General features: G+C 64.2%; 20 protein-coding genes, 1 tRNA gene and 2 pseudogenes. 8 read left to right on the top strand and 15 right to left on the bottom strand.

What is annotated here, in order from left to right; all coding sequences use genetic code 11:
- Positions 1-5: 5 nt before the first annotated feature.
- Entirely contained in the window at positions 6-536 is a 531-nt protein-coding gene (locus tag BXY53_RS00460; RefSeq protein WP_119059999.1) for a hypothetical protein, read from the bottom strand.
- 554 nt (positions 537-1,090) lie between these two features.
- Between BXY53_RS00460 and BXY53_RS00455 the strand changes: the two genes are divergently transcribed.
- A complete protein-coding gene (locus BXY53_RS00455) occupies positions 1,091-2,131 on the top strand; it encodes an extracellular solute-binding protein (RefSeq protein WP_210209106.1) in 1,041 nt (346 codons plus the stop codon).
- Between the two features lie 63 nt (positions 2,132-2,194).
- Here the strand turns inward: BXY53_RS00455 and BXY53_RS00450 are convergent, their stop codons facing one another.
- A complete protein-coding gene (locus BXY53_RS00450; RefSeq protein ID WP_245410307.1) occupies positions 2,195-3,865 on the bottom strand; it encodes an ABC transporter permease in 1,671 nt (556 codons plus the stop codon).
- A gap of 164 nt (positions 3,866-4,029) precedes the next feature.
- Between BXY53_RS00450 and cysK the strand changes: the two genes are divergently transcribed.
- On the top strand, positions 4,030-5,115 hold the full coding sequence (gene cysK, locus BXY53_RS00445; RefSeq protein ID WP_119059998.1) for a cysteine synthase A: 1,086 nt from the start codon (positions 4,030-4,032) through the stop codon (positions 5,113-5,115).
- A gap of 79 nt (positions 5,116-5,194) precedes the next feature.
- Here cysK and BXY53_RS00440 read toward each other — a convergent pair.
- Positions 5,195-5,787 (bottom strand): annotated as a pseudogene (locus BXY53_RS00440) (beta-keto acid cleavage family enzyme).
- A 120-nt stretch (positions 5,788-5,907) separates the two neighbouring features.
- Entirely contained in the window at positions 5,908-6,657 is a 750-nt protein-coding gene (locus tag BXY53_RS13930; RefSeq protein WP_147361457.1) for a hypothetical protein, read from the bottom strand.
- 28 nt (positions 6,658-6,685) lie between these two features.
- Between BXY53_RS13930 and BXY53_RS14335 the strand changes: the two genes are divergently transcribed.
- Entirely contained in the window at positions 6,686-6,811 is a 126-nt protein-coding gene (locus BXY53_RS14335; protein ID WP_280985235.1) for a hypothetical protein, read from the top strand.
- A gap of 567 nt (positions 6,812-7,378) precedes the next feature.
- Here BXY53_RS14335 and BXY53_RS00430 read toward each other — a convergent pair.
- From BXY53_RS00430 to BXY53_RS00385, 10 genes and pseudogenes are all read right to left on the bottom strand, one after another.
- Positions 7,379-7,924, bottom strand: a pseudogene (locus BXY53_RS00430) (IS1595 family transposase); the annotation flags it as partial.
- Between the two features lie 247 nt (positions 7,925-8,171).
- Positions 8,172-8,248: transfer RNA gene (locus BXY53_RS00425), tRNA-Met, on the bottom strand.
- Between the two features lie 151 nt (positions 8,249-8,399).
- On the bottom strand, positions 8,400-9,260 hold the full coding sequence (nadC, locus tag BXY53_RS00420; RefSeq protein ID WP_119059995.1) for a carboxylating nicotinate-nucleotide diphosphorylase: 861 nt from the start codon (positions 9,258-9,260) through the stop codon (positions 8,400-8,402).
- The gene (locus BXY53_RS00415) at positions 9,257-10,840 is read right to left on the bottom strand and encodes an L-aspartate oxidase (RefSeq protein WP_119059994.1); all 1,584 of its coding nucleotides are present in this window, start codon (positions 10,838-10,840) and stop codon (positions 9,257-9,259) included. Before BXY53_RS00415 ends, nadC begins: the two co-directional genes overlap by 4 nt.
- 20 nt (positions 10,841-10,860) lie before the next feature.
- On the bottom strand, positions 10,861-11,916 hold the full coding sequence (nadA, locus tag BXY53_RS00410; RefSeq protein WP_119059993.1) for a quinolinate synthase NadA: 1,056 nt from the start codon (positions 11,914-11,916) through the stop codon (positions 10,861-10,863).
- A gap of 144 nt (positions 11,917-12,060) precedes the next feature.
- Positions 12,061-12,567: a universal stress protein gene (locus tag BXY53_RS00405; RefSeq protein ID WP_119059992.1), complete on the bottom strand. Its 507-nt coding sequence runs from the start codon at positions 12,565-12,567 to the stop codon at positions 12,061-12,063.
- Between the two features lie 52 nt (positions 12,568-12,619).
- A complete protein-coding gene (gene trpS, locus BXY53_RS00400; protein WP_119059991.1) occupies positions 12,620-13,666 on the bottom strand; it encodes a tryptophan--tRNA ligase in 1,047 nt (348 codons plus the stop codon).
- Positions 13,667-13,746: 80 nt separating this feature from the next.
- The gene (murJ, locus tag BXY53_RS00395; RefSeq protein WP_119059990.1) at positions 13,747-15,315 is read right to left on the bottom strand and encodes a murein biosynthesis integral membrane protein MurJ; all 1,569 of its coding nucleotides are present in this window, start codon (positions 15,313-15,315) and stop codon (positions 13,747-13,749) included.
- 108 nt (positions 15,316-15,423) lie between these two features.
- On the bottom strand, positions 15,424-16,272 hold the full coding sequence (locus tag BXY53_RS00390) for a lytic transglycosylase domain-containing protein (protein WP_170144270.1): 849 nt from the start codon (positions 16,270-16,272) through the stop codon (positions 15,424-15,426).
- Positions 16,273-16,321: 49 nt separating this feature from the next.
- Positions 16,322-17,392: a zinc ABC transporter substrate-binding protein gene (locus BXY53_RS00385; RefSeq protein ID WP_119061678.1), complete on the bottom strand. Its 1,071-nt coding sequence runs from the start codon at positions 17,390-17,392 to the stop codon at positions 16,322-16,324.
- A gap of 94 nt (positions 17,393-17,486) precedes the next feature.
- Between BXY53_RS00385 and BXY53_RS00380 the strand changes: the two genes are divergently transcribed.
- The 5 genes from BXY53_RS00380 to BXY53_RS00360 are packed head-to-tail and all read left to right on the top strand — an operon-like array spanning position 17,487 to position 21,260.
- Positions 17,487-18,320: an ATP-binding cassette domain-containing protein gene (locus tag BXY53_RS00380; RefSeq protein ID WP_119059988.1), complete on the top strand. Its 834-nt coding sequence runs from the start codon at positions 17,487-17,489 to the stop codon at positions 18,318-18,320.
- Positions 18,310-19,140 carry a metal ABC transporter permease gene (locus tag BXY53_RS00375; protein WP_119059987.1) on the top strand — a complete coding sequence of 277 codons (831 nt, stop codon included), beginning with the start codon at positions 18,310-18,312 and terminating at the stop codon, positions 19,138-19,140. Before BXY53_RS00380 ends, BXY53_RS00375 begins: the two co-directional genes overlap by 11 nt.
- The gene (locus tag BXY53_RS00370) at positions 19,130-19,531 is read left to right on the top strand and encodes a Fur family transcriptional regulator (RefSeq protein WP_119059986.1); all 402 of its coding nucleotides are present in this window, start codon (positions 19,130-19,132) and stop codon (positions 19,529-19,531) included. Before BXY53_RS00375 ends, BXY53_RS00370 begins: the two co-directional genes overlap by 11 nt.
- A complete protein-coding gene (locus tag BXY53_RS00365; RefSeq protein ID WP_119059985.1) occupies positions 19,528-20,475 on the top strand; it encodes an ATP-binding cassette domain-containing protein in 948 nt (315 codons plus the stop codon). The genes BXY53_RS00370 and BXY53_RS00365 overlap by 4 nt, the downstream gene beginning before the upstream one ends.
- Entirely contained in the window at positions 20,475-21,260 is a 786-nt protein-coding gene (locus BXY53_RS00360) for an ABC transporter permease (protein WP_119059984.1), read from the top strand. The genes BXY53_RS00365 and BXY53_RS00360 overlap by 1 nt, the downstream gene beginning before the upstream one ends.
- On the opposite strand, the gene BXY53_RS00355 is transcribed toward BXY53_RS00360, so the two are convergent.
- On the bottom strand, positions 21,257-22,024 hold the full coding sequence (locus tag BXY53_RS00355; protein ID WP_119059983.1) for an FkbM family methyltransferase: 768 nt from the start codon (positions 22,022-22,024) through the stop codon (positions 21,257-21,259). The genes BXY53_RS00360 and BXY53_RS00355 overlap by 4 nt on opposite strands.
- Between the last annotated feature and the right edge of the window lie 13 nt (positions 22,025-22,037).

Genomic DNA, 22,037 nt, shown 5'->3' with positions numbered 1-22,037 from the left:
GCGGTTCAGTGGATCGCGCCGTCGGTCGCAGCGCCGCCGACAGGATCGACTATCGGCCCCGGCCCAAGTACCACCTGGTTGTGTCTTAGACACGCGGCAAAGCGCGACGCGCTTACGATCACCTCTTCAATGGGTTGAGCACCCAGCAGGGCATAGGCGCACGCCTTGATGGCCGGACAGTCGTGTTGGGCGGCGGCGATCATCGACACAGCGAGACACTCGTCATAGGCGAAGCGCTCACACCCAGCCGGACAGAGCCTGATCTCGCGCTGTGCATGGCCGCTGACCGCGCGCACCCAGCATGACAGGTCACGGATGACTGTCCGCGCCGCGTCCGGCCCAAGTTCGCGCGCATAGAGGTTCCAGGCATCTTCCCAGCAGGTCATTTGACCGTTCTGCTGGCCGGCCAGCCAGCAGCGGAAGCCCATGCCCGTCAGCCGCTCGGGCCCGTCGAGGTCGCGCAGGAACGCGCCTTTTGACCCATTCGCCGAGACCAAAAGGGTCCGACGGGAGATGCCGCGCTTGACCAGCGTCATGGCTTACCCTTCTGCGCTGCTTGTCTTGCCTGACCGGCTACGGCGCGAAAAGGCCACAAGCCGGCGCAAGTGATATCCGCCCGTATTCCCGAGCGTGAGAGTATGGTATTTGGCGGCGCCAGATCGGTCAAGAAGAATTCAAGTCTTATCGCTGTGTTTCTGCGAAATGGCGACAATTTAGACTTGATGTAATTCTAATAGAGATGATTTTTCCTGCCCAAGCGGAATAATTATTAGATTTATTCTAATTTCAGTCTGACGGGCCGGGCCATCACGCGCGCCCCGCCGAACCGACCCTGACCGACCAGGATCAGAGCGGAGCTTTGTCATTTACGTCAGACAAATTCCTGACTCCTGCACTTTAGAATTAGAATTAGACTGCTTCTAAGTTATTGTTTTCATTGCTTATTTTGTTTGACTCAAATCAATTCCTCCGCTTTTATTTGCCGTGGGCGTGGCCGGTCACCCTGCTGCCGACGCGTGCGACGCCCGCCATATCACGTCTGTTCAATCCGATTCCGGGGCTTTGACCCCCGATGATTGGAGGGAGAAAAATGCGACACGAATACTTTGGGCGCTTCGCGGGTTGCGCCCTTGTGGCGATGGCCGTAGCGGTCGGGATGCCCGCGCCGGCCGCAGCCAATGGCGAGTTGAATATTTATTCGGCCCGCCACTACGATACCGATGACGTGCTCTTCGACGAGTTCAAGGAGCGCACGGGGATCACCGTCAATCGCATCGAAGGCAAGAGCGACGAGTTGATCGCCCGAATGCAGGCCGAAGGCGAGAACAGCCCCGCGGACGTTTTCCTGACAGTGGACGCTGGCCGCATCTGGCGCGCGGACGAGGCGGGCCTGCTCTCGCCGGTGGATTCCGAGGTGCTGAAGGAGCGGATTCCGCCGCACCTGCGTCATCCGGATGGCCACTGGTTCGGCATGTCGCAGCGCGCGCGTATCATCTTCTACGCCAAGGACCGAGTGGAGGATCCGCCCCAGACCTATGAGGCACTGGCTGACGACCAGTACGATGACATGGTGTGCTCCCGTTCGTCCTCGAACATCTACAACCTGTCGCTGATGGCCTCGATCATCGAGACGCATGGTCGCGACACGGCCAAGGAATGGGCCGCCGGCGTTTATGAGAACATGGCGCGCGAGCCGCAGGGCAACGACACGGACCAGCTTCGCGGCATTGTCTCCGGCGAGTGCGACATCGCCATCGCCAACCACTACTACTATGTTCGCGCGCTGGTCAGCGACGTGGAGGGCGTGACCGACAGTACCGACGAGATCGGCTGGGTCTGGCCCAATCAGAGCGGTCGCGGCGCGCATGTGAACCTGGCGGCCGCAGCCGTGACGGCAAACGCGCCGAATCGGGAGAATGCTGTGGCGTTCCTGGAGTTCCTGACCTCCGATTTCGCGCAGTCGCATTTTGCCAAGCAGAACAACGAGTTCCCGGCCGTTCCGGGTGTTCCGCTTGATCAGGGCGTCGCGCAGCTTGGCTACTTCATCCCGGACACCTCAACGGGTGCCGAGGTCTACGGCGAGAACGCACCCGAAGCGCAGGCCGTCTTCAACGAAGTCGGTTGGCCGTAAGTCTCTCTCGCATTCTGCCAAGGGAGGCCGCGTCCGCTTTGGGCGCGGCCTTTCTTTGTGCGCTCAGCCGGCGCTGATCGCCGTGCCCTGACGCGCCGTCGAGGGCATGCCCTCCTGCTGCTTGCCGAGCGTGCGGCAGAGCAGGATCACCGGGATAAGCCCGACGGCAACCAGCGCGAGCGAGGGGACTGCCGCCTCGGCAAGGCGCTCATCCGCCGCCAGTCTATGCGCCTGCACTGCCAGCGTCTGGAAGTTGAACGGGTGAAGGATGAGCGTTGCGGGCAATTCCTTCATCACGTCGACGAACACGATCAGCAGCGCCGTCAGTACGCTGTTGCGCGCCAGCGGAAGATGCACGCTGCGCAGCACCCGCGGCGAGGCATGCCCCAGGGAGCGGGCAACCGCATCCATGTTCGGCGGAACGGTCGCCATGCCGCTGTCATAGGCATTGAGCGCCGCGGCCATGAACCGGCTCATATAGGCCGCAACCATGAGCCAGATGGAGCCGGTGATGAGCAGGCCCGTGTCGATGCCGAAACGCGCTTCCATGAATGCATCGATCGCATTGTCCAGTGCTGCCACCGGCACCATCAAGCCGACGGCAATGACGCCGCCGGGCACCGCATACCCCAGGCCGGAGACGACGACCAGCCAGCGGGACAGGCGGCTGGGCTTCGTGCGCGCGCGAAACCCGATGACCACCGCACCGAGTACGGTCAGGGCTGCCGCGATGCCCGCCACGGTCACGGAGTTTGACACAAAGCCGAGATAACGCGGATCGAGGATGCTCTGGCCGGAGTCGACCGCCATCATTCCAAGCATTATCAGAGGGATCACGAAGCCGCCGAGAACCGGCAGCAGGCACACCGCGGTCGCGCCCCATCCGGACCAGCCCGACAGCCTTGCGCGGTCCAGTGCCTCGAAGCGCGTGCCGTTGCCGACCGTGCCGGCGCCGCCCCGCGAGATACGCTCCAACGCCGCCACGAGCAGCGCGAAAGCCAGCAGGCAGAGCGAAAGCTGGGCCGCCGCGGCGCGGTCGTAAACGGAGAACCAGGCCTGATAGATCCCCGTCGCAAAGGTCTGCACGTTGAAGAATGAGACTGTGCCGAAATCCGCGATCGTCTCCATGATCGCCAGCAGCGCTCCGCCCGCGATCGCCGGCCGTGCCATCGGTAGCGAAACGCGCAGGAAGGCCCGCGCCGGGCTGCGGCCGAGCGTGCGCGCGACCATGTAGGCATTTGCCGATTGCTGCCTGAACGAGGCGCGCGCCAGCAGATAGACATAGGGGTAAAGAACGATCGTCAGCATCGCCGCCGCGCCGCCGAGGCTGCGGATTTCCGGGAACCAGTATTCCCGCGGCCCCCAGCCGGTGATCTCGCGGAGCAAGGTCTGCACCGGCCCCGGGTGGTCCAGCATTTGAGTGTAGGCATAGGCTAGCACGTAGGCCGGAAATGCCAGCGGAAGGGCCAGCGCGACCTCCAGCCATTGGCGACCGGGAAACTGATAGGCGGTCACGAGCCAGGCCGTGACGCTGCCGATGATCGCGGTGGACACGCCGACAATCAGGACGAGCAGCAGCGTGTTGTAGGTATAGCCCGGCAGGACCGTGGAGAGCACGTCGCGCCATGTGTCGAGATCGCCCGCGACAGCCGCCAACGCCGCCGCAACCATGGGCGCGATGCAGATCAGAACGAACAGCCATGTGAGGCGGAGCAGGGCTTTTTCGGTCATCATTCGTTGATAACCTACCTGCGCTGTCAGGAATAAAATGTCAATCTAATTAAGGCGCGTCGCGCCCCCCGGACGTCTTGGGGTATCGCGGCTTCGGCGTCTGTGATTTGGTATGTCGGCAAGGGGCTATTCCGAGAAAGATCCGCACCACAAAAAGGAGCCGCGTCATGGCCGACCATCCGCACAGCACAGCTGACACCCGGACCACGAGCGGGCAAGGCCGCCTCTACGAGAACATTGTCGAGACCGTCGGCAATACGCCCTGCGTGCGGATCAACCACCTCGCGCCGGCCGGCGTACGGCTCTATGTCAAATGCGAGTTCTTCAACCCGGCGGCCTCGGTCAAGGATCGGCTGGCACTGGGCATTATCGAGCACGCCGAGCGCACCGGCGCGCTCAAGCCTGGCCAAACCGTTGTGGAGGCCACGAGCGGGAATACCGGCATCGGGCTTGCCATGGTTTGCGCGGCGAAGGGGTATCGTCTGGTTGTGACGATGGCGGAGAGCTTCTCCATCGAGCGGCGCAAGCTGATGCGCTATCTCGGCGCAAAGGTCGTGCTCACGCCAGCGGCCGAGCGCGCGGTCGGCATGTATCGCAAGGCCAAGGAGCTTGCGGATGCCAATGGCTGGTTCTACGCCCGCCAGTTCGAGACAGAGGCGAACGCCGACATCCATGAGCACACCACCGGCCGCGAGATCATGGCGGACTTTGCTGGCGACCGACTTGATACCTTTGTGACGGGCTTTGGAACCGGCGGGACCGTCACCGGCGTCGGCCGGGTGCTAAGGCGCGAGCGCCCGGAGACGCGCATCGTGCTATGCGAGCCAGACAACGCCCAGCTCCTGGCAAGCGGGGAGCCGCAGGAACGCGGCCCGGAACACGCACCGGCGGAGACGCACCCGGCCTGGCATCCGCATCCCATTCAGGGCTGGACGCCCGACTTCATTCCCTGGGTTTTGGAAGAAGCGCGCCAGAAGCGGCTTTACGACGAGCTTCGTCCGGTAAGCGGCGACGATGGTGTTCACTGGGCCCGGCAACTTGCGGCCAAGGAAGGCATATTGACGGGCGTATCAGGTGGCGCGACCTTTGCCGTCGCGATGGAGATCGCGCGCGGCGCCCCGGAAGGCAGCGTCATCCTGGTCATGTTGCCCGATACCGGCGAGCGTTACCTGTCCACACCGCTGTTCGAGCCGTTCGGTGCCGAGATGAGCGCGGAGGAACAGGCGCTCGCCGATTCATCCGGCGGGGGCTGAGCCGTCGCCCGGGCCCCGCTTTTGCGGCGTCGGGCGTTTAAAGTAGAGGTTGAGCGTCCGAGACGACGGGCGATGCCTCTCAATTCAGGCTGAGGATCGCTCTCGCCTCGGCGGGAGAGGCCGGACGACGACCGTAGTCCTGCATAATGCTCGTGATCTTCTCGACGAGTTCGGCGTTACTTGCCGCGAGACGGTTACGATCGAAGCGGACGTTGTCTTCAAGCCCGGTGCGGCAGTGTCCGCCAAGTTCGAGCGCCCACTTGTTGACCTCGAACTGGTGACGCCCGATCCCGGCGGCGGTCCATGTGGCACCGGGCAGGATTTCGTTCAGCTCGCCCACCAGAAACTCCAATAGCTGGCGACGAGCAGGCAGAGCGTTGGGAATAGCGATGACGAACTGGACATGAACGGGCTCCTTCAACACCCCCGCTTCACGAGGTTGGCCGCATTGTAAAGCATTGCCACGTCGAAGACTTCGATCTCGGGCTTCACGTTATAGTCAGTCATCGGTTGAGCAAGCCCCTCGACGAAATCGGGCGGGTTTTCGTAGATGGAGTTCGGAAAGTTGACGCAGCCCGTGGCAAGAGAGGCCATGTCCGGCCGCAAGTGAAGCATTGCGCCTCGTTTTGACTGGTCGCGTCCGCGTCCGCCAGTCGAGAACTGCATGATCATTCCCGGACAATGCTTTTGGATCCCCTCGCCGACTTCAGCAAATTTTTCGGGATCGGAAAGGAATTCTATGCTTGACTGGATGGAATCCTGACGGCAGGCGATTCACGACAGGCCAGCGCTTTAGGTGATCGCCCGCGATACGATGTCGATAGTGTCCGCCGTGGCATGGCGAAGTTGTCGGAGAGTTGGAAAGACAGGCTCTCCATCAACGGCTCCTTCAACCTTGCCGAAGAATATGTCCGGGGTCGCCTGTGTGTCTTGATCCAGTTCGACACGCTCCCCTTGACGCAAACCTCTGATGTCGAGCAGAGCGCCGGAGCCGCGTTTGAAGGTGCAATTCTCCCACTTCGTTTTGAGAAGGCCATCGGGGCTGGAGATTGTGAAGTTGGAGAGTTTTGCGGCACTTATGACCGGGGTGAGAGCGAAGTGTTTGTCCGCGTTGTCGAGGCGACTGAGGGAATAGAGCGGTTCACCATGCCCGGTTGGGAAAGCCTCCGTCGCTTTGAGAACGGCAATAACGTTCTGGCTGGGTGTTTTTATTCCTTTGCAGGCGGCTTCAAAACTCCTGCGGTCGCTCCCAGTGGGGAATTTGAGGTTGCGGTTCTGCGCTCCGCCGTCGCGTCCGATGAGTTCCCATGTCATATGGTCGAGGGCGGTTCGCAGATTGTGGATAGAATCGCCTATTATCAGGGCGAATGTCTCAGGCAGTTCTTTGCCGAAACGGATGCGGACAGCGGGACTCCCGGTCGCATGATTCTTGCCAAACGACAGGGTATAAGGGTTGCGCTCGACGAAGCGCATGAATGCGGACTCAAGCTCCGCGATGTGATGATCGGCCCGTTCGACCTTTAGTTTGGCGCTTTCAAACATGTTAGTTTTGCAGGCTGGAGGTGGGATTATGAATGACGAACCGGATCCGACAAAAGACCCGAAATTCAAAGAGGTGGTGGACCATTTCCTGAAAACGCCGCCCAAACCGCACAAGCCGAAGAAGGACGAAGGTCGCAAACAGGGCGTTAACTAAAATCAGGATAGCGGTACAAACGGTGGCCGCCACCGGCGTTCATCTGAAGGCGATTAAGCGGGATTAACTACCGCTTGCCGCACTTCGAGGGCTTGGACCGCGTATGGCTATCCACCTTGACGGTCTTGGGCCCTGGCTTAGAGGAGGTCCGCACGGTGCGGACCTTCCTTGTACATGCCATGAGTCACCTCATATGGCCGCCGGTAGGTTGAGCCTACCGCCCTGAACGACACCGCGTCGTCCGCCTGTAAAGACTTGTGGTGTGTTCAGATGGCCAAAGAGGCTGCCGGTGGCAGCCGGCGACAGAATGTGAGATTCACCGTTTTGTGTCGAATCTGGAGCGCGATTTTTTACGCGATTGCACAAGGCGCTTCGCCTTCTGCTTAGGCGTGCGCGGCTCCGTTAGTCCGCCGATAGGTCAGCCTTTTGCCTTCGATGCCGCGCAAGGCGAGATGGGCGCGCTGGGCATCGTCCAGCTTGCGACCGTTTCATGTGAACGCGGCCTCGTTCACATAGCGCTGTAGGAGCTGCTCGGAGATGGCGTGATGCGTTCATACTCGCGGCGCTTTAGCAGGGGAAGAAGCTCTCCGCGCCGCTCACATGCACGAAGGAGCCGAAGGGCACATATTCATCCGCCGAATGGTTCACCGAGGAATGGCCTTTGAACTCCTTGGTCACGCCGACATAGACCATGCTTTCATCGGTCATGAGGTAGCTGGCGCGGTCAACTGAGGTGGCAAGGTACTTGCGCACCGTCTTTGCGGCCACGTCCGGCACATGATGGGCGCGGATTTCGCCGTCACGCTCGACCTGGGCAACAACGGCGTGCTTCTTCGGGATCGGCTTTGACTTGTGCGCGTTGCGCGCCTTGCCGCCGACGAAGGTTTCGTCGCTCTCGACAACCTTGCCTTCGCCGCCGATGGGGTCGTTGCCGTCTTTGTCCGGCCCCATGCCCTCGCGGATGCGATGCGCCATGAACCAGGCGGACTTGTAGGTGATGCCGAGCATACGGTGAAGCTGGTGCGCGTTCATGCTCTTCTTGCTGGAGCACATGAGATGCGTGGCCAGAAGCCACTTGTGCAGCGGGATATGCGAGCGCTCATAGAGCGTGCCGATTTGCGGCTCGCCCTTCTTGTTCTTCATGGCTTCGGGCGGCAGGGCTTTGACGGTCGCGCGCTGCTCGCAGAACGGGCAGACCGTGCCACCGGGCCAGCGCTGCGACTCCAGACGCTCGCCGCCGTCCGTGACCTTGTCCACAGCGTTGTGATTTACCCAAGCGAGGAACCAGGACAGGTGGAAGTCGAGATGTTCGCTCAGCTTAGAGTGCTGACCAAAACCGGGGCTGGCGAGTATAAGACGGTGGTTGCGGGGGGAGGATTTGAACCTCCGACCTTCAGGTTATGAGCCTGACGAGCTACCGGGCTGCTCCACCCCGCGCCAAATGTGCATCCCCGGCTGAACTCTGCCAGCGACAGACGCTCTTTTTGTCCAGAGAAGTCATCGCGTTCAACGCGTTACTCAGTAATATAACGCATGCGCCGACGATGTGAACCCCCTTGTCATCGAGATTTCATTATCTCCACACCGGTCATCCACCCGACGCGAAATCCAGCGCCACATCCAGACAGCGGGCCGAATGCGTGAGCGCGCCCGCGGAAATCAGGTCGACGCCGGTTGCCGCGATCGCGCCGACCGTTTCGAGGCTGACCCCGCCGGATGCCTCCAGTAGCGCGCGCCCGCCGGTGCGCGCCACAGCTTCGCGTAGGTCATCAAGGGACATATTGTCGAGCAGGATGGCGTCAACGCCCAGAGCCAGCGCCTCGTCAAGCTGCGCGAGCGTGTCGACTTCCACCTCAATTCGGACCATGTGACCCGCCGCCGCGCGCGCCCGCTCGACCGCCGGACCGACCCCGCCCGACGCGGCCACATGGTTGTCCTTGATGAGCACGCCGTCGAACAGGCCGAAGCGATGGTTGACGCCACCGCCCGCGCGGACTGCATATTTCTCGAGCGCACGCAGCCCCGGCGTGGTCTTGCGGGTGCAGGTGATGCGCGCCTGCGTTCCGCTGACGGCAGCCACGTATTGCGCGGTCAGCGTTGCGATGCCGCTTAGCCGGCCGAGGAAGTTGAGCGCAACGCGCTCCGCACTCAGCAGTGTCCGCGTGTTCCCGGTGATCAGGGCCAGCTCCGTTCCGGTTTCGACGGGATCACCATCGGCGACCTGCGCCGCGAAAGCGACCTGTGTGTCCAACGCGCGGACTGCAGCCTGCGCGAGTGGTAGCCCCGCCACCACGCCCGGCTCGCGCACGACGATGCGGGCCTCACTCGTCTGAGTCGCGGGAATGGTGGCCGTGCTGGTGATGTCGCCGGCTAGGCCCAGATCTTCCCGCAGCGCCCGTGTGACGGCTTCCTCTAGTAAATGCTCGGGCGGCGGAATGAGATCGGTCATGCGCTTAGCCGTATGGGTTCGCTGGCCGTCCCCGTGACTTCGGCGGCGATCGCTTCGGCCTGCCTCAGCGTGAGCAGGCTGTGACGGCGCCAGGCGTCGTCCGGCTCGGGGTAATCGCTGCGATAATGGCTGCCGCGGCTTTCGGTGCGCAGCAGCGCCGAGACGGTGATCAACCGCGCCGCGGCGATAGCGTTCGACAGCGCGCCCTCTGGGCCGACATCCAGCGAGTCCAGGTCGTGCAGCGCCGCGACCAGCCCGTCGCGCGAGCGCTCCATGCCCACATGTCGGCTCATGGTCTCGCGAAGTTCGGCGATCGCCTCAGCCGACGGCTCGACCCGTGCGGACACCGGACTGCTATCAACCTTTGGCGGCGGGCTGCTCCGCCAGCCCGGGGCAAAGCGCGCGATGTCCCGTGCGATGCGCGCCCCCATCACGACAGCTTCCAGAAGCGAGTTGGAGGCCAGCCGGTTCGCGCCATGCACGCCTGTGCAGGCGACCTCGCCGCAGGCCCAGAGCTGATCGACGCTGGTGCGGCCCATGCTGTCCGTCCAGACGCCGCCCATGTGGTAATGCGCTGCCGGTGCGACCGGAACCAGTTCGTGCGCCGGGTCCAGCCCTGCGTCCTTGCAGGCGCCGTAGACGGCTGGGAAGTCCTCGGCCATGCGCCCACCGATTGCGGCACGGCAGTCGAGATAGGCGCCGCGTCCGTTGACGACCTCGCGGTGGACGGCACGGGCTACGACGTCGCGTGGCGCGAGTTCGGCGTCTGGGTGTATGCTTGGCATGAACCGTTCGCTGCGGCCGTTGACGAGAATCGCGCCTTCGCCGCGGAGCGCCTCGGTAGCGAGTGGCGCTGGGTCGCGGGCCACCTCGATGCCCGTGGGGTGAAACTGGACGAATTCGGCGTCGCCGATGATCGCGCCCGCGCGCGCGGCGATCGCAAGCCCATCGCCGCGGGAGAGCACCGGGTTGGTCGTCGTGGCGTAGAGACCCCCGACGCCGCCGCTTGCCAGAACGACGGCGCGGGCGGGGATTACGTAACCCCCGGACCCCTCAGCCGAGCGGACGCGCACGCCGGTTACGCGCCGGCCGTTCTTAATAAGGTCTTCGGCCACATGCGCCTCGATCACGCGGATCGAGGGCGTGCGCCGCACCGCCGCGACGAGCGCCTGCATCACGGCCTGCCCGGCCTGATCGCCCTTGACATGGACGATCCGGTCGGCGCTGTGCGCGGCCTCCCGCGAAACTGCCAGCGCGCCCGTGCCGTCGCGGTCCAGCGGCACGCCAAGCGCCAGCAAGTCCTGGATGCGCGCCGCGGCTTCCCGCGCCAGCGACTCCGCCATTGCTGTGTTCACCAGCCCGCCGCCCGCGCGAACCGTGTCGGCGGCGTGGGCCTCCGGCGTGTCGCCCTCCGCCACGGCGGCGGCAATGCCGCCCTGCGCCCAGGCGCTGGAGGCACCGTCGCCAAGCCGCTGCGGGGAAATCAACGTAACCGGATGCGGCGCGAGCTTCAGCGCCGTGAACAGCCCCGCCAGTCCCGCGCCGACAATGACGACATCGCTCGCATCCCCTGTCTGCATCGCCTGCTCCGCCACGGACGCTACACTGGCAGGTTGATCATTCGCTCGACCGCCTCCCGCGCCTTCATGGCGACCGCTTCCTCGACATGCACCTCGTCGCGCATGTTCTCCAGCGACTCCAGGATTTTCGGCAGCGTGATCCGCTTCATGTGCGGGCACAGATTGCACGGGCGGACGAACTCGGTGTCAGGCGCGTCGACGGCGACGTTGTCGCTCATCGAGCATTCCGTGACCATCAGCACCTTCTGCGGCTTGTGCGTCTCCACCCATTTGATCATGCCGTTGGTGGAGCCGGTGAAGTCGGCCTCGGCCAGCACATCCGGCGGGCATTCGGGGTGGGCGATGATGCGCAGGCCCGGCTCGGCCTCGCGATAGGCTTGCAGTTCGTCGGCGGTGAACCGCTCGTGGACCTCGCAGTGCCCCTTCCAGGATAGGATTTCAACGTCGGTCTGCGTGGCCACGTATTTCGCCAGATATTCGTCCGGGATCAGCAGCACGCGATCCACGCCGAAGGATTCGACGACCTGCACGGCATTGGACGAAGTGCAGCAGATGTCGCATTCCGACTTCACCGCCGCCGAGGTGTTCACATAGGTCACGATCGGCACGCCCGGGTAGGCTTCGCGCAGCGCGCGGACGTCCTCCGCCGTGATCGACTCGGCCAGCGAGCAGCCCGCGCGCTGGTCCGGGATCAGTACAGTCTTGTCCGGGTTCAGCAGCTTGGAGGTCTCAGCCATGAAGTGTACGCCGCACTGGACGATGACGTCGGCATCCGTGCTTGCCGCTTCCTTTGCAAGCTGCAGCGAGTCGCCCACGATGTCCGCGACACAGTGGAAAATGTCCGGCGTCATATAGTTGTGCGCCAGGATGACCGCGTTGTGCTCCTTCTTCAGGTCGTTGATCGCCTTCACGTATGGCGCGATCGCAGGCCACTCCATCGGCGTAATGACCTTGGAGACCCGATTGTAGAGTTCACGCGTTTCTTCCGCGACTTCCGGCGTGTAAGCGAGTCTGCTTCGCGCGGGCGTGCGCTTGCGCTCGGTTCGGGTGTCCAGAGCAATATGCGGTGTCGGCATGACGAAAACCTCCTTGCATCGCCCGCGGGCTACTTTTGCTCAATCTGAGCATAAGTCCGGGCAAAAAGCAACTCGCCATTCCGCGTGGCTGCCATGAATATCTTTAAATGGTCGTGCGCGGATGCTGTTTGAAGAGGTGGCTGCTCACGCGATGCCCTTGATCTCCTCGTAGGTCAGGTTGCCGGGCACGATCGTGATCGGGATCGGGAAGCTACCCGCGCCCGCGCCGGCCGCGAGCGTCGTGACCAGCGGACCCGGGCCGCTGGGATCGGCGGATGCGCCGAGGGTGAGGACCGCGATGTCCTTGTCCTCTTCGATCACTCGACGGATTTCGTCGGCCTTGTCGCCTTCGCGTACGATTTGTTCGCGCGGCAGTTCATCCAGGCCCCAGTACTTCAGCTTGCGTGTATAGAGGCGAAACACGGCCTGCGCCTTGCTGAGGCCTTCCTCGCGTTGCGCCTCCTCAACCGCGAGCCAGTGCTGGAAGCTGCCCGGTTCGATGACGAACAGCAGGACCAGCCCGCCGCCAGTGCGCTCCGCGCGCGCCGCGGCAAAGGAGAGCGCCGTCTCGCATTCCGGCGTTTCATCGAGAACCACGAGGAACTTCCGGCGATGTCCCTCGTCGAAAACGCGTCGCGTGATGTCGGCCATGATCTTTCGCCGCCTTTCCTGCTCGTGATGCCGCGCCAGCCGCCCAGCATACTCAATGCCCGATGAAGCCCACAATATCCTTGATGATGTTCATATTCGGGTCGGCGATCTCCCGCGCGCGTCGGGCGCCGTCTGTAAGGATGGCATCGATATGGCCCGGGTCGGCCATCAGCCGGCGCATTTCCGCGTTGACTGGCGCCAGCTTTTCGATAGCCAGTTCGGCAAGCGCCGCCTTGAAGGTCGCGAAGGTCGCCCCGCCATGCTCCTCCAGCACCTGCGCGGAGGTCTGATCCGCCAGAGCCGCGTAGATGCCGACGAGGTTGCGAGCTTCCGCCCGCTCCTCCAGCCCTTCGAGTTCCGATGGCAGCGGCTCCGGATCCGTCTTGGCCTTGCGGATCTTCTTGGCAATGGCGTCGGCGTCGTCAGTCAGATTGATGCGCGACATGTCCGACGGGTCGGACTTGCTCATCTTCTTTTCGCCGTCGCGCAGCGACATGATCCGCGCCGCGGTCTCGCCGATCAGCGGCTCCGGCAGCGGGAAGAAGCCGTCCGGGTAGCCACGCTCGGCCGCGCTTTCCGCAAAGTCCACGTTGAACTTCTGCGCGATGTTCCGCGCCAGCTCGAGATGCTGCTTCTGATCCTCGCCCACCGGAACATGCGTGGCACGATAGGCGAGAATGTCGGCGGCCATGAGCGTGGGATAGGCGTACAGGCCCACCGAGGCGTTTTCGCGGTGCTTGCCCGCCTTCTCCTTGAACTGCGTCATCCGGTTCAGCCAGCCGATGCGCGCGACGCAGTTGAAGATCCAGGCCAGCTCGGAATGCGCGCAGACCTGGCTCTGGTTGAAGATGATGTGCTTCTCGGCGTCCACCCCGGCCGCGAGGAACGCCGCCGTTACCTGCCGCGTGCTGGAGCGCAGACCCTCTGGCCCGCCCCAGATTTCGCGGTCCTGCGTGATGGCGTGCAGGTCCACGACGCAGTAGATGCAGTCGTAGTCCTGCTGCAGCGCGACGAATTTGGTGATCGCGCCGAGATAGTTGCCGAGGTGCAGATTGCCGGTGGGCTGAACGCCCGAGAACACGCGCTGTTCGTTCATCATCCTTCCTTCGTGTCGGACCGGCGCAGTTTATCGCGCGCTCGCCGCGTCCGCGCAAGCCTGCGGAACCTGCTTTCCCGTGGTCACGCCGTCTGGCGTTTGAGGAGGCTGCGCATCAGCCGCGGGATGCTCGCCGCGCCGGTGAGTTGCGCCGCCAGCCCAAAAGCAATCAGGCCGCTGCCGACCAGGCCAGCGAGCGCGACAACCTGCAAGCTCAAGCCGTTGGCGGGCGCGAAAAGATGCGCCAACTGATCCTGCACGCCGATGAGCACGCCGCCCATGATGAGGCTGGACAGCAGGATTTTCGGTCCGCGCCGGCGCAGCGCCGCGTCTGTTTCGAAGAAGCCGCGCGTGTAAAGCGTGATGAGCAGCAGCAGCGCGTTGACCCAGCCGGAAACCGTCGTGGCTATGGCGATGCCCACATGGCCGAAGAACGGGAAAAGCGCAAGTGATGCCGCCACGTTCACGACCAGCCCCGCACCGGCATAATACATCGGCGTCTTGGTGTCCTCGCGCGCGAAGAAGGCTGGCGAGAACACCTTGATGAGCACGAAGGCGGGCAAGCCCCAGGCGAAGGCCGCGAGTGCCAGCGCGGTCGCTTCGGTGTCGGCGACGGTGAACGCGCCGCGCTCGAACAGAACCTGGATGATCGGGCCGGGCACGACGAACAACGCGACGGAGGCCGGCAGCGTCAGCAGCAGGGCAAACTCGAACGAGCGGTTCTGGCTGGCGCTCACTGCCGCATCATCGCCCGAGCGCAGGCTGCGCGACAGATCGGGCAGCAGCACCACGCCGATGGCGATGCCGACTACGCCCAGCGGAAGCTGATAGACCCTCTCGGCGTAATAGAGGAATGAGACCGCGCTCTCCTGCATCGACGCGATGATCGTGCCGATCAGGATGTTGAACTGTGTGATGCCGCCCGCGATAATGCCCGGAATGCCAAGTTGGACAAGACGCCGCACGCCGGGCGTAATTCGCGGCCAGCGCAGCTTAAGCTCCATACCCATGTTGCGCGCCGCCAAGGCCAGCGCGAGAAGCTGCAGAAACCCGGCTACCGACACACCCCACGCGAGAACGATGCCCGAGGCCGGCTCGTCGCCGAGGCCAAGCGCCAGCGCCGCGACCATGACGCCGATCAGCACGATGTTGAGGATAATCGGCGCGGCGGCAGCCATTGCGAACTTGCCGAGCGCGTTCAGAACGCCGGACAGCAGCGCCACCAGGGACATGCACAAGAGGTAGGGGAAGGCGATGCGCGTAAGCAGCGTGGCGAGGTCGAACTTCTCAGGGTCCTCGGAGAACCCCGGCGCGATCACATACATCAGCCAAGGCATCGCCGCTTCCGCCACCGCTGTGAACAGCAGCAGCGCGAACAGCAGCACCGCCAGGGCTTCTTCCGCGAACTGCCGCGCCGCGCTCTCGCCCTCGCCCTCCAGCCTTTTCGAGAAAAGCGGCACGAAAGCCGAATTGAAGGCACCTTCGGCGAACAGCCGGCGGAACAGGTTCGGAAAGCGGAACGCCACAAAGAAGCTGTCCGCCACCCAGCCGGTCCCGAGCACCGCGGCGATCAGCACGTCACGCGCGAAGCCGAGCACACGGCTGATGATGGTAAAGCCGCCGACGGTGGCGAAGGATCGGTAAAGGCGCATGGATCACTGCTGTAGCGGACGGCGATCAGGCCGGCAAGCCTGCGCGCCGCATGGGTCGGCATGTCCCCGGGGGTGACAGTAGTGTGTGGCGCCGACGTGGCCGCGCTTTCAGTTGCGCAGGACGATGCAGACGCCGCCGGCGGCGCGGAGGCGGTCGCAGAGCTTGCGGGCCTCCTGCCGGCTCGGCGCGCCGAGGCGGGCTTGATAAGTGGGGCGGCGACCGAGACTGAGGTTGCGCTCGCGTCGGAGGATCGGCTTGCGGTCGCCGATGATGCTGCTGAACTGGCGCTGCACCCGGCGGAATTGGGCAATGGTCTTGGCCTTGGAGAAATGCCCGGCGACCTGCACGCCCCAAGGCGCAGACGGCGCGGTCTCCAGGTCGGGCGCGCCGCGCTCAAGCACCTGAACGAGCCGCGCACAGGCGCTGTCGTCCGGCGTGACCGGCTTGTGCGTGAGTTCGCTGTCGTTGGCGCCGCTGCGCCAGTCTTGCGGGAGCCGCCCGGTAATGATTGCGACATATTTGCGGGTTTCGGCGGGCAGCATCACCAGCTCGTTCGACAGCCAGTCCCGCACGCGCTGCGGCCCGGCATTGTAGGCCGCCGCCGCGAGGCCGAGATTGCCAAATTCCTTGCGCAGATCGGCGAGGAACGCAGCCGAGGCCACCAGCGCGGATTTCGGCTCGAACGGATCGGCTAGCCCGCGCAAGTCGGCCGTGCCGGGCATGAATTGGGCGATGCCCTGGGCGCCTTTCGGGCTGACCGCGTTCGCACGGAAGCGGCTCTCCTGCCAGATCAGGCGGGCGAAGAACAACGGCGGGATTCCGGCCTTCTCCGCGATCTCGTCGAGCAGCGGACAGACGCTTTCCGAGCGCTGGCCGAGCTTCTTGGCGATGGTTTTTTCCGTCGCGTCGCGCTTGGCCTTGTCGTGCACCGGCTGAGCCCGCGCCTCCTGGGGCACCGTGAGCCCCAGCAGGAGCAGGCCTGCGAGCAGTACGCGCGCCCGGCCCCTAGCTGTCGGCTGACAAGCAGCCCACCAGCGCGTCAACGTTCTGACGCATGAGTTCGAAATACAAGTCTGGTCCCGCCGCGATGTCCGCGCCGAGGGGATCGAGCACGCCTGCCCGCGCATCCGTACCCTCCGTAACCACTTCCACCAGTTTAGGCTCGAACTGCGGTTCCGCAAAGATACAGTTGGCGCCAGCCTTTCTGACTTTTTCACCAATTTCGCGCACGCGCTGCGCGCTCGGCTGGACGCCCGGGGTCAGGGTGATCGCGCCGACGGCGTTCAGGTCGAAGGCGGCCTCGAAATACTGATAGGCGTCGTGAAAGACGAGGAACGGCTTGTCCTGCACCGGGGCGAGTTTTTCGCGGAGTTCGGCGGTCAGCTCGTCGAGCCGCGCGATCATTTCTTCGCCGTTCTGCGTATAGGTTTCACCGTTCGCCGGGTCGGCTTCGCTCAGGACACCGACGATATGCGCGATCATTGCCTTGGCGTTTGCCGGATCGAGCCAGATATGCGCGTCCGTGTCGCCATGCGCGTGGCCATGCCCGGCGTGATCGTGGCCGTGGCCTTCGGCATGTTCTTCGCCATCCTCATGGCCGTGGCCTTCGCCGTGGGCGTGCTTTTCGCCATGGTCATGGCCGTGCTCATGGCCATGTCCATGCGCCTCGCCATGCGCGTGCTGTTCGCCGTGGCCATGCGAATGCGCTTCCCAGTCGTCGCCCGTGCGGACATCCATCAGCGTCACGCCCGGCGCTTCGGCCAGCGGCACCACCTTGGCATCACCGGCGAGCGCGTCGAGCGGGCGCACCATGAAGGTCTCCATGTCCTCTCCGACCCAGAACACCACATCAGCGTTTTCCAGCGCCTGCGCGTCTGACGGTTTCATCGAGTAGGCATGCGGGCTTGCAGCGCCGGGGATCAGCAGGTACGGCTCGGTCACGCCGCGCGTCACGCCGGCGACGAGCGAGTGGACCGGCTTGATCGACACGACGATTTCGGGTTTTGCTTTGGCGGGCGCGCCGGCGAGCGCGGCAACCGCACCCAGCGCGACGGCAATTGCAGTCAGCTTGAACATGCGTTGATCCTCGTCCATCTATGGAATGTTACTTTATAACGTTAAACATATCGCCGGCGGCGTGGCAATCCCCGTCGGCGCTTGAGGCCCAGCCATGCTCAACCTGTTGACCACCAGAGACAGCCGCACTGATAGCCATCCGCACGCCGCGCCGGGCGCACCGCTGGTGGAGGCGACCGGCCTGTCCGTGTGCCGGAGCGGGCGCTGGCTGATCCGTGACGTCGATCTGCGCATCGCGCGCGGCGAAATCGTCACGCTGATCGGCCCGAACGGCGGCGGCAAATCGACCACGGCAAAGGCGATCCTCGGCCTGATGCGCTTTGATCGCGGCAGGGTCTGGCGCGCGCCGGGGCTGCGTGTCGGGTATGTGCCGCAGCAGCTTTCGATCGACTGGACCTTTCCGCTCACCGTTCGCCGGCTGATGTCGCTGACCAGTCGCCAAAGCGATGATGCCATTCGCGACGCGCTGGCGGAGGTCGAGATCACGCATCTCATTGACGCGCCGGTGCAGTCGCTCTCGGGCGGCGAATTCCAGCGCGCGCTGCTCGCCCGCGCGATCCTGCGCAAGCCCGACCTGCTGGTGCTCGACGAGCCGGTGCGCGGCATCGACTTCAGCGGCGAAATCGCGATGTATGACCTGATTGCGGATGTGCGCCGGCGGCTGAACTGCGGCGTGCTGCTGATCTCGCACGACCTGCACGTCGTGATGGCGGAGAGTGATACCGTGTTGTGCCTGAACCGGCATGTCTGCTGCCAGGGATCGCCGGAGCATGTCGCCGCGCATTCGTCCTATCGCGAGCTGCTCGGCCCGCGCGCGGCGCAGACGCTGGCGATCTACCGCCACCATCACGACCACGCACATGCGCCAGACGGCTCGGTCGTGCCGCTCTCCGAAAAAGCCGAAGCGGAGGACAGCGATGCTGGATGATTTCTTCATGCGCGCCCTCATCGCCGGGAGCGGCGTCGCGCTGGCGGCCGGACCGCTGGGGTGCTTCATCGTCTGGCGGCGGATGGCTTATTTCGGCGATACGATCTCGCACTCCGCGCTTTTAGGCGTGGCGCTCGGGTTTCTCGCGGACATCAATCTGGTCCTCGCCGTTTTCGCCGTCGCCGGGCTGGTCGCCGTGGGCCTGATGGTCATGCAGCGGGCAAACACGCTTTCGAGCGACGCCATTCTCGGTATTCTGTCGCATTCCACCCTGGCGATCGGGCTGGTGATCGTCGCCTTCATGACATGGCTGCGCATCGACCTGATGGCCTATCTGTTCGGCGACATCCTCGCGGTCACGACGCAGGACATCGCGATCATCTACGGCGGCGGGGCGGCGGCGCTGGCTGTCCTGGCGCTGATCTGGACGCGGCTGCTGGCCGACACCGTCAGCTTCGATGTGGCGCGGGCCGAGGGGTTGCGCCCGGAGGCAGCGCGCTTCATCTTCATGCTGCTGGTGGCCGCGGTCGTGGCGCTGACAATGAAGGTTGTGGGCATCTTGCTGATTACCGCGCTGCTGATCATTCCCGGCGCCGCCGCGCGCAATTTCGCCACCACGCCCGAGACGATGGCTGTTATCGCCGCGGGTATCGGCGTCGTCGGCGTGGTCGGCGGGCTGCACGGCTCGCTTTATCTGGACACGCCGGCCGGTCCAACGATCGTCGTCGCCGCGCTTTTGCTGTTCCTGGCGAGCTTGGGCGTGCGCGGCCTCACGCAATGGCGCGCAAGTCGCGTCGCGGAGGATCATCATGCCGTCTGACACGCCCAGGCTGACCAAGAACCAGGCCGTTGTGCTCAACGCGCTCAAACACGGCGATACGCCGATGACGGCCTATGAAATCCTGGGCCTGGAGGAGGTGCGCGAAGCCGGGCTGAAGGCGCCGCTCACAATTTACCGCGCGCTCGACAAGCTGATGGAGGCGGGTCTGGTCCACCGGCTGGAAACGCTCAATGCGTTCGTGGCCTGCGAGCGCTGCCCGCATCCCGGCCCCGCCGGCTTTGCCATCTGCGAGAAGTGCCGCAAGACCGTGGAGCTGACCCTGACCGACTGCGAAGCGCATCTGACCGAAAACGCGCGCCGCGCCGGCTTCCGCGTCGACGCCATGAATGTCGAGATGCGCGGGCTCTGCGCCGATTGTCAGTCATCATGAAAAAGGATGCGGCGGCGCGAAACGCGCCAAAGGACACCTCAGATAACGACACGCCGGTGATCGTCGCGCGCGACCTGGTCAAGCGCTTCGGCGCGCTGGAGGCCGTGCGCGGGGTTTCGTTCCAGGTGGAGCAGGGGCGCTGCATCGGCCTGCTCGGGCCGAACGGCGCGGGCAAGACCACCATCATGCGCATGATCGTCGGGCAGTCCACCGTCACGGCGGGCGAGTTGAACGTGTTCGGCGAGCCGCCCTATCGCTTGAGCCGCGAGATCAAGGCACGCATCGGGCTGGTACCGCAGGCCGACAATCTCGACCCGGATGTCTCCGTTCAGGAAAACCTGGAGATCTACGGCCGCTACTTCGGCCTGCCCGAGGCGACGATCGACGCGCGCGTGCCCGACCTGCTGGAATTCATGCGGCTGGAGGAAAAGGCCGATGCGCGCGTCTCACAGCTTTCCGGCGGCATGAAGCGGCGTCTGGTGATCGCCCGGGCGCTGATCGCCGAGCCGGAAGTCGTGATCCTTGACGAGCCGACCACAGGCCTCGATCCGCAGGCGCGGGTGATGATCTGGAAGCAGCTCCTCGCCTTGAAGGCGCGCGGCAAGACCATGCTGCTGACGACGCATTACATGGATGAGGCGCAGCGGCTTTGCGACCGGATCATCATCATCGACCACGGCGAAATCCTCGATGAAGGCTCGCCGGAGGAACTCATCAGCCGGCATGTGAAGGGGCACGTCTATGAGATCGACAAGCCCGTTCCGGAGCCGCTGAAGAACGGCCGCTGGGACAGCGAGGACATCGGCGATTCCGTGCTCATCTACGTACAGCAGCAGGACGACATCCGCCCCGCGCTGACCAAGGACACGAGTTATTACCACCGGCCGGCCAACCTGGAGGACGTGTTCCTGCGCCTGACAGGGCGGCAGCTACGGGAGACGTGATGCAGGCGATCCGCAGCCTTAACGCCGGCAGCATCCTCGCCGTCACGCACCGGCAATTCATCGTCTGGCGCAAGCTGATCTGGTCGGCGCTGGCGACCAATGTCGCGAACCCGCTGCTGTTCCTGTTCGCGTTCGGGCTGGGGCTGGGGCAGTTCGTCGAGCGCATGGGAGACGTGCCTTATCTCGCCTTTGTGGTGCCGGGCATGACGGCCTATGCCGCGATGTTCGCCGCCAGCTTCGAGACGACCATCGGCGCCTACACCCGCTATCAGCAACAGGGCAACTGGGATGCGATCATGGCCACGCCAGTGAGCCTGGCGGAACTGCTGCTGGGCGAGGTGCTCTGGGCGGCACTGAAGGCGCTGCTTTCGGCCGCGTGCGTGATCCTCGTCGGGTGGCTGTGGGGTGGCGTGCTGTCACTGCCGGGGGCGCTGATTTCGCTGCCGCTGGTGTTCGCCGCGTCGCTCGGCTTCGCCTGCTTCGGGTTGCTCGCAACGACCTACGCGCACGGCTATGAGTATTTCAGCTATTTCTTCAGCTTCTGGATCACGCCCATGTTCGTGTTTTGCGGCGTGTTTTTCGACATCAGCCGGTTCCCCGACCCGGTTCAGGTGATCGCCTGGGCCTTCCCGATGACGCATCTGATCGCGATTGTGCGTCCGCTGACGACCGGCGCGCCGCTCGATCCGGTGATAGTCGTCGTGCATATCGCCTACCTCGGAGCGATTTCTGCCCTAGCCTTCTGGCTCGCCTATCGTGAGGCCCGGCGGCGAATGTTCGATTAGGACGTGTCGCGGACGGCGTAGACGTCGCCGGAATTCGCGGAATGCGGCAGCGCGGCGATCACGTCGGCGGTCTCGCGCGCGGACAGCCAGTGCCGATACTCCATCGCGAAGCTCTCGCCGAGCGAAAGGTTATAGCGGTAGTCGCCCAGCGTCTCCAGCCGGTCGATGCATTGGAAGGCCACGCGCCGCTGTATGGTTGTGAACTCGAAGGATAACGCGGGAACGGCCTGCGACAGCCCGGCCAGCGCCGCGGCCTCGAAGCCCTCCACGTCGATCTTGACGAAATCCGGCTGGCCAAAGCGCGCGATAAGCGTGTCGAGCGTCGTGGCCGGCACAGTTCGCGTCTCCTCCCAGCGTTGATCCGCCCAGCCTTCCGCCCCGTCGGCGGCGGCGACGAAGTCGCGCGAGGCGGTCGAGACGGTCGGGTTGGCGAGATTTATGTTGAGCAGCACCTCGCCCGCCGTCTCCGCAACCGCGGCATTAACCAGGTGGACGCATCCCGATCCGCCGAACAGCCATTGCAAACATTTGAAGGCGCGCGGCTGCGGCTCGACCGCCACGACCTCGGCGCCGAGCGCACGGAACGCCCGCACACGGTCCCCAACATGCGCGCCAATATCGAACACAAGCCCGCCAGCCGGCACGAACAGGCGGTAGAAGGCGCGCATCCGCCGGGCGCGGCCAAGGCTTGCGTGATATTGCCAAAGCGAGCGTGTGATGCCTGCCGCTTCACGCAGTCCTCTCTGAAATTTCGGCGGACCCATTGCCGCAGCCTAT

Origin of the sequence: Dichotomicrobium thermohalophilum (assembly GCF_003550175.1) — a bacterium.
GTDB lineage: Bacteria > Pseudomonadota > Alphaproteobacteria > Rhizobiales > Rhodomicrobiaceae > Dichotomicrobium > Dichotomicrobium thermohalophilum.
The sequence above is the reverse complement of the archived record's forward strand: the minus strand, read 5'-3'. Positions and strand labels throughout refer to the sequence as shown.

Excerpts from the sequence above, each read along its gene's own strand:
- BXY53_RS00365 (WP_119059985.1), top strand. The coding sequence starts at position 19,528 with ATGAAAAAGGATGCGGCGGCGCGAAACGCGCCAAAGGACACCTCAGAT.
- BXY53_RS00460 (WP_119059999.1), bottom strand. The coding sequence starts at position 536 with ATGACGCTGGTCAAGCGCGGCATCTCCCGTCGGACCCTTTTGGTCTCG.
- BXY53_RS00375 (WP_119059987.1), top strand. The coding sequence starts at position 18,310 with ATGCTGGATGATTTCTTCATGCGCGCCCTCATCGCCGGGAGCGGCGTC.
- nadA (WP_119059993.1), bottom strand. The coding sequence starts at position 11,916 with ATGCCGACACCGCATATTGCTCTGGACACCCGAACCGAGCGCAAGCGC.
- BXY53_RS00355 (WP_119059983.1), bottom strand. The coding sequence starts at position 22,024 with ATGGGTCCGCCGAAATTTCAGAGAGGACTGCGTGAAGCGGCAGGCATC.
- cysK (WP_119059998.1), top strand. The coding sequence starts at position 4,030 with ATGGCCGACCATCCGCACAGCACAGCTGACACCCGGACCACGAGCGGG.
- BXY53_RS00450 (WP_245410307.1), bottom strand. The coding sequence starts at position 3,865 with ATGATGACCGAAAAAGCCCTGCTCCGCCTCACATGGCTGTTCGTTCTG.
- BXY53_RS14335 (WP_280985235.1), top strand. The coding sequence starts at position 6,686 with ATGAATGACGAACCGGATCCGACAAAAGACCCGAAATTCAAAGAGGTG.
- murJ (WP_119059990.1), bottom strand. The coding sequence starts at position 15,315 with ATGCGCCTTTACCGATCCTTCGCCACCGTCGGCGGCTTTACCATCATC.
- BXY53_RS00455 (WP_210209106.1), top strand. The coding sequence starts at position 1,091 with ATGCGACACGAATACTTTGGGCGCTTCGCGGGTTGCGCCCTTGTGGCG.
- BXY53_RS00415 (WP_119059994.1), bottom strand. The coding sequence starts at position 10,840 with ATGCAGACAGGGGATGCGAGCGATGTCGTCATTGTCGGCGCGGGACTG.
- BXY53_RS13930 (WP_147361457.1), bottom strand. The coding sequence starts at position 6,657 with ATGTTTGAAAGCGCCAAACTAAAGGTCGAACGGGCCGATCATCACATC.
- BXY53_RS00380 (WP_119059988.1), top strand. The coding sequence starts at position 17,487 with ATGCTCAACCTGTTGACCACCAGAGACAGCCGCACTGATAGCCATCCG.
- nadC (WP_119059995.1), bottom strand. The coding sequence starts at position 9,260 with ATGACCGATCTCATTCCGCCGCCCGAGCATTTACTAGAGGAAGCCGTC.
- BXY53_RS00385 (WP_119061678.1), bottom strand. The coding sequence starts at position 17,392 with ATGTTCAAGCTGACTGCAATTGCCGTCGCGCTGGGTGCGGTTGCCGCG.
- BXY53_RS00405 (WP_119059992.1), bottom strand. The coding sequence starts at position 12,567 with ATGGCCGACATCACGCGACGCGTTTTCGACGAGGGACATCGCCGGAAG.
- BXY53_RS00370 (WP_119059986.1), top strand. The coding sequence starts at position 19,130 with ATGCCGTCTGACACGCCCAGGCTGACCAAGAACCAGGCCGTTGTGCTC.
- BXY53_RS00360 (WP_119059984.1), top strand. The coding sequence starts at position 20,475 with ATGCAGGCGATCCGCAGCCTTAACGCCGGCAGCATCCTCGCCGTCACG.
- trpS (WP_119059991.1), bottom strand. The coding sequence starts at position 13,666 with ATGATGAACGAACAGCGCGTGTTCTCGGGCGTTCAGCCCACCGGCAAT.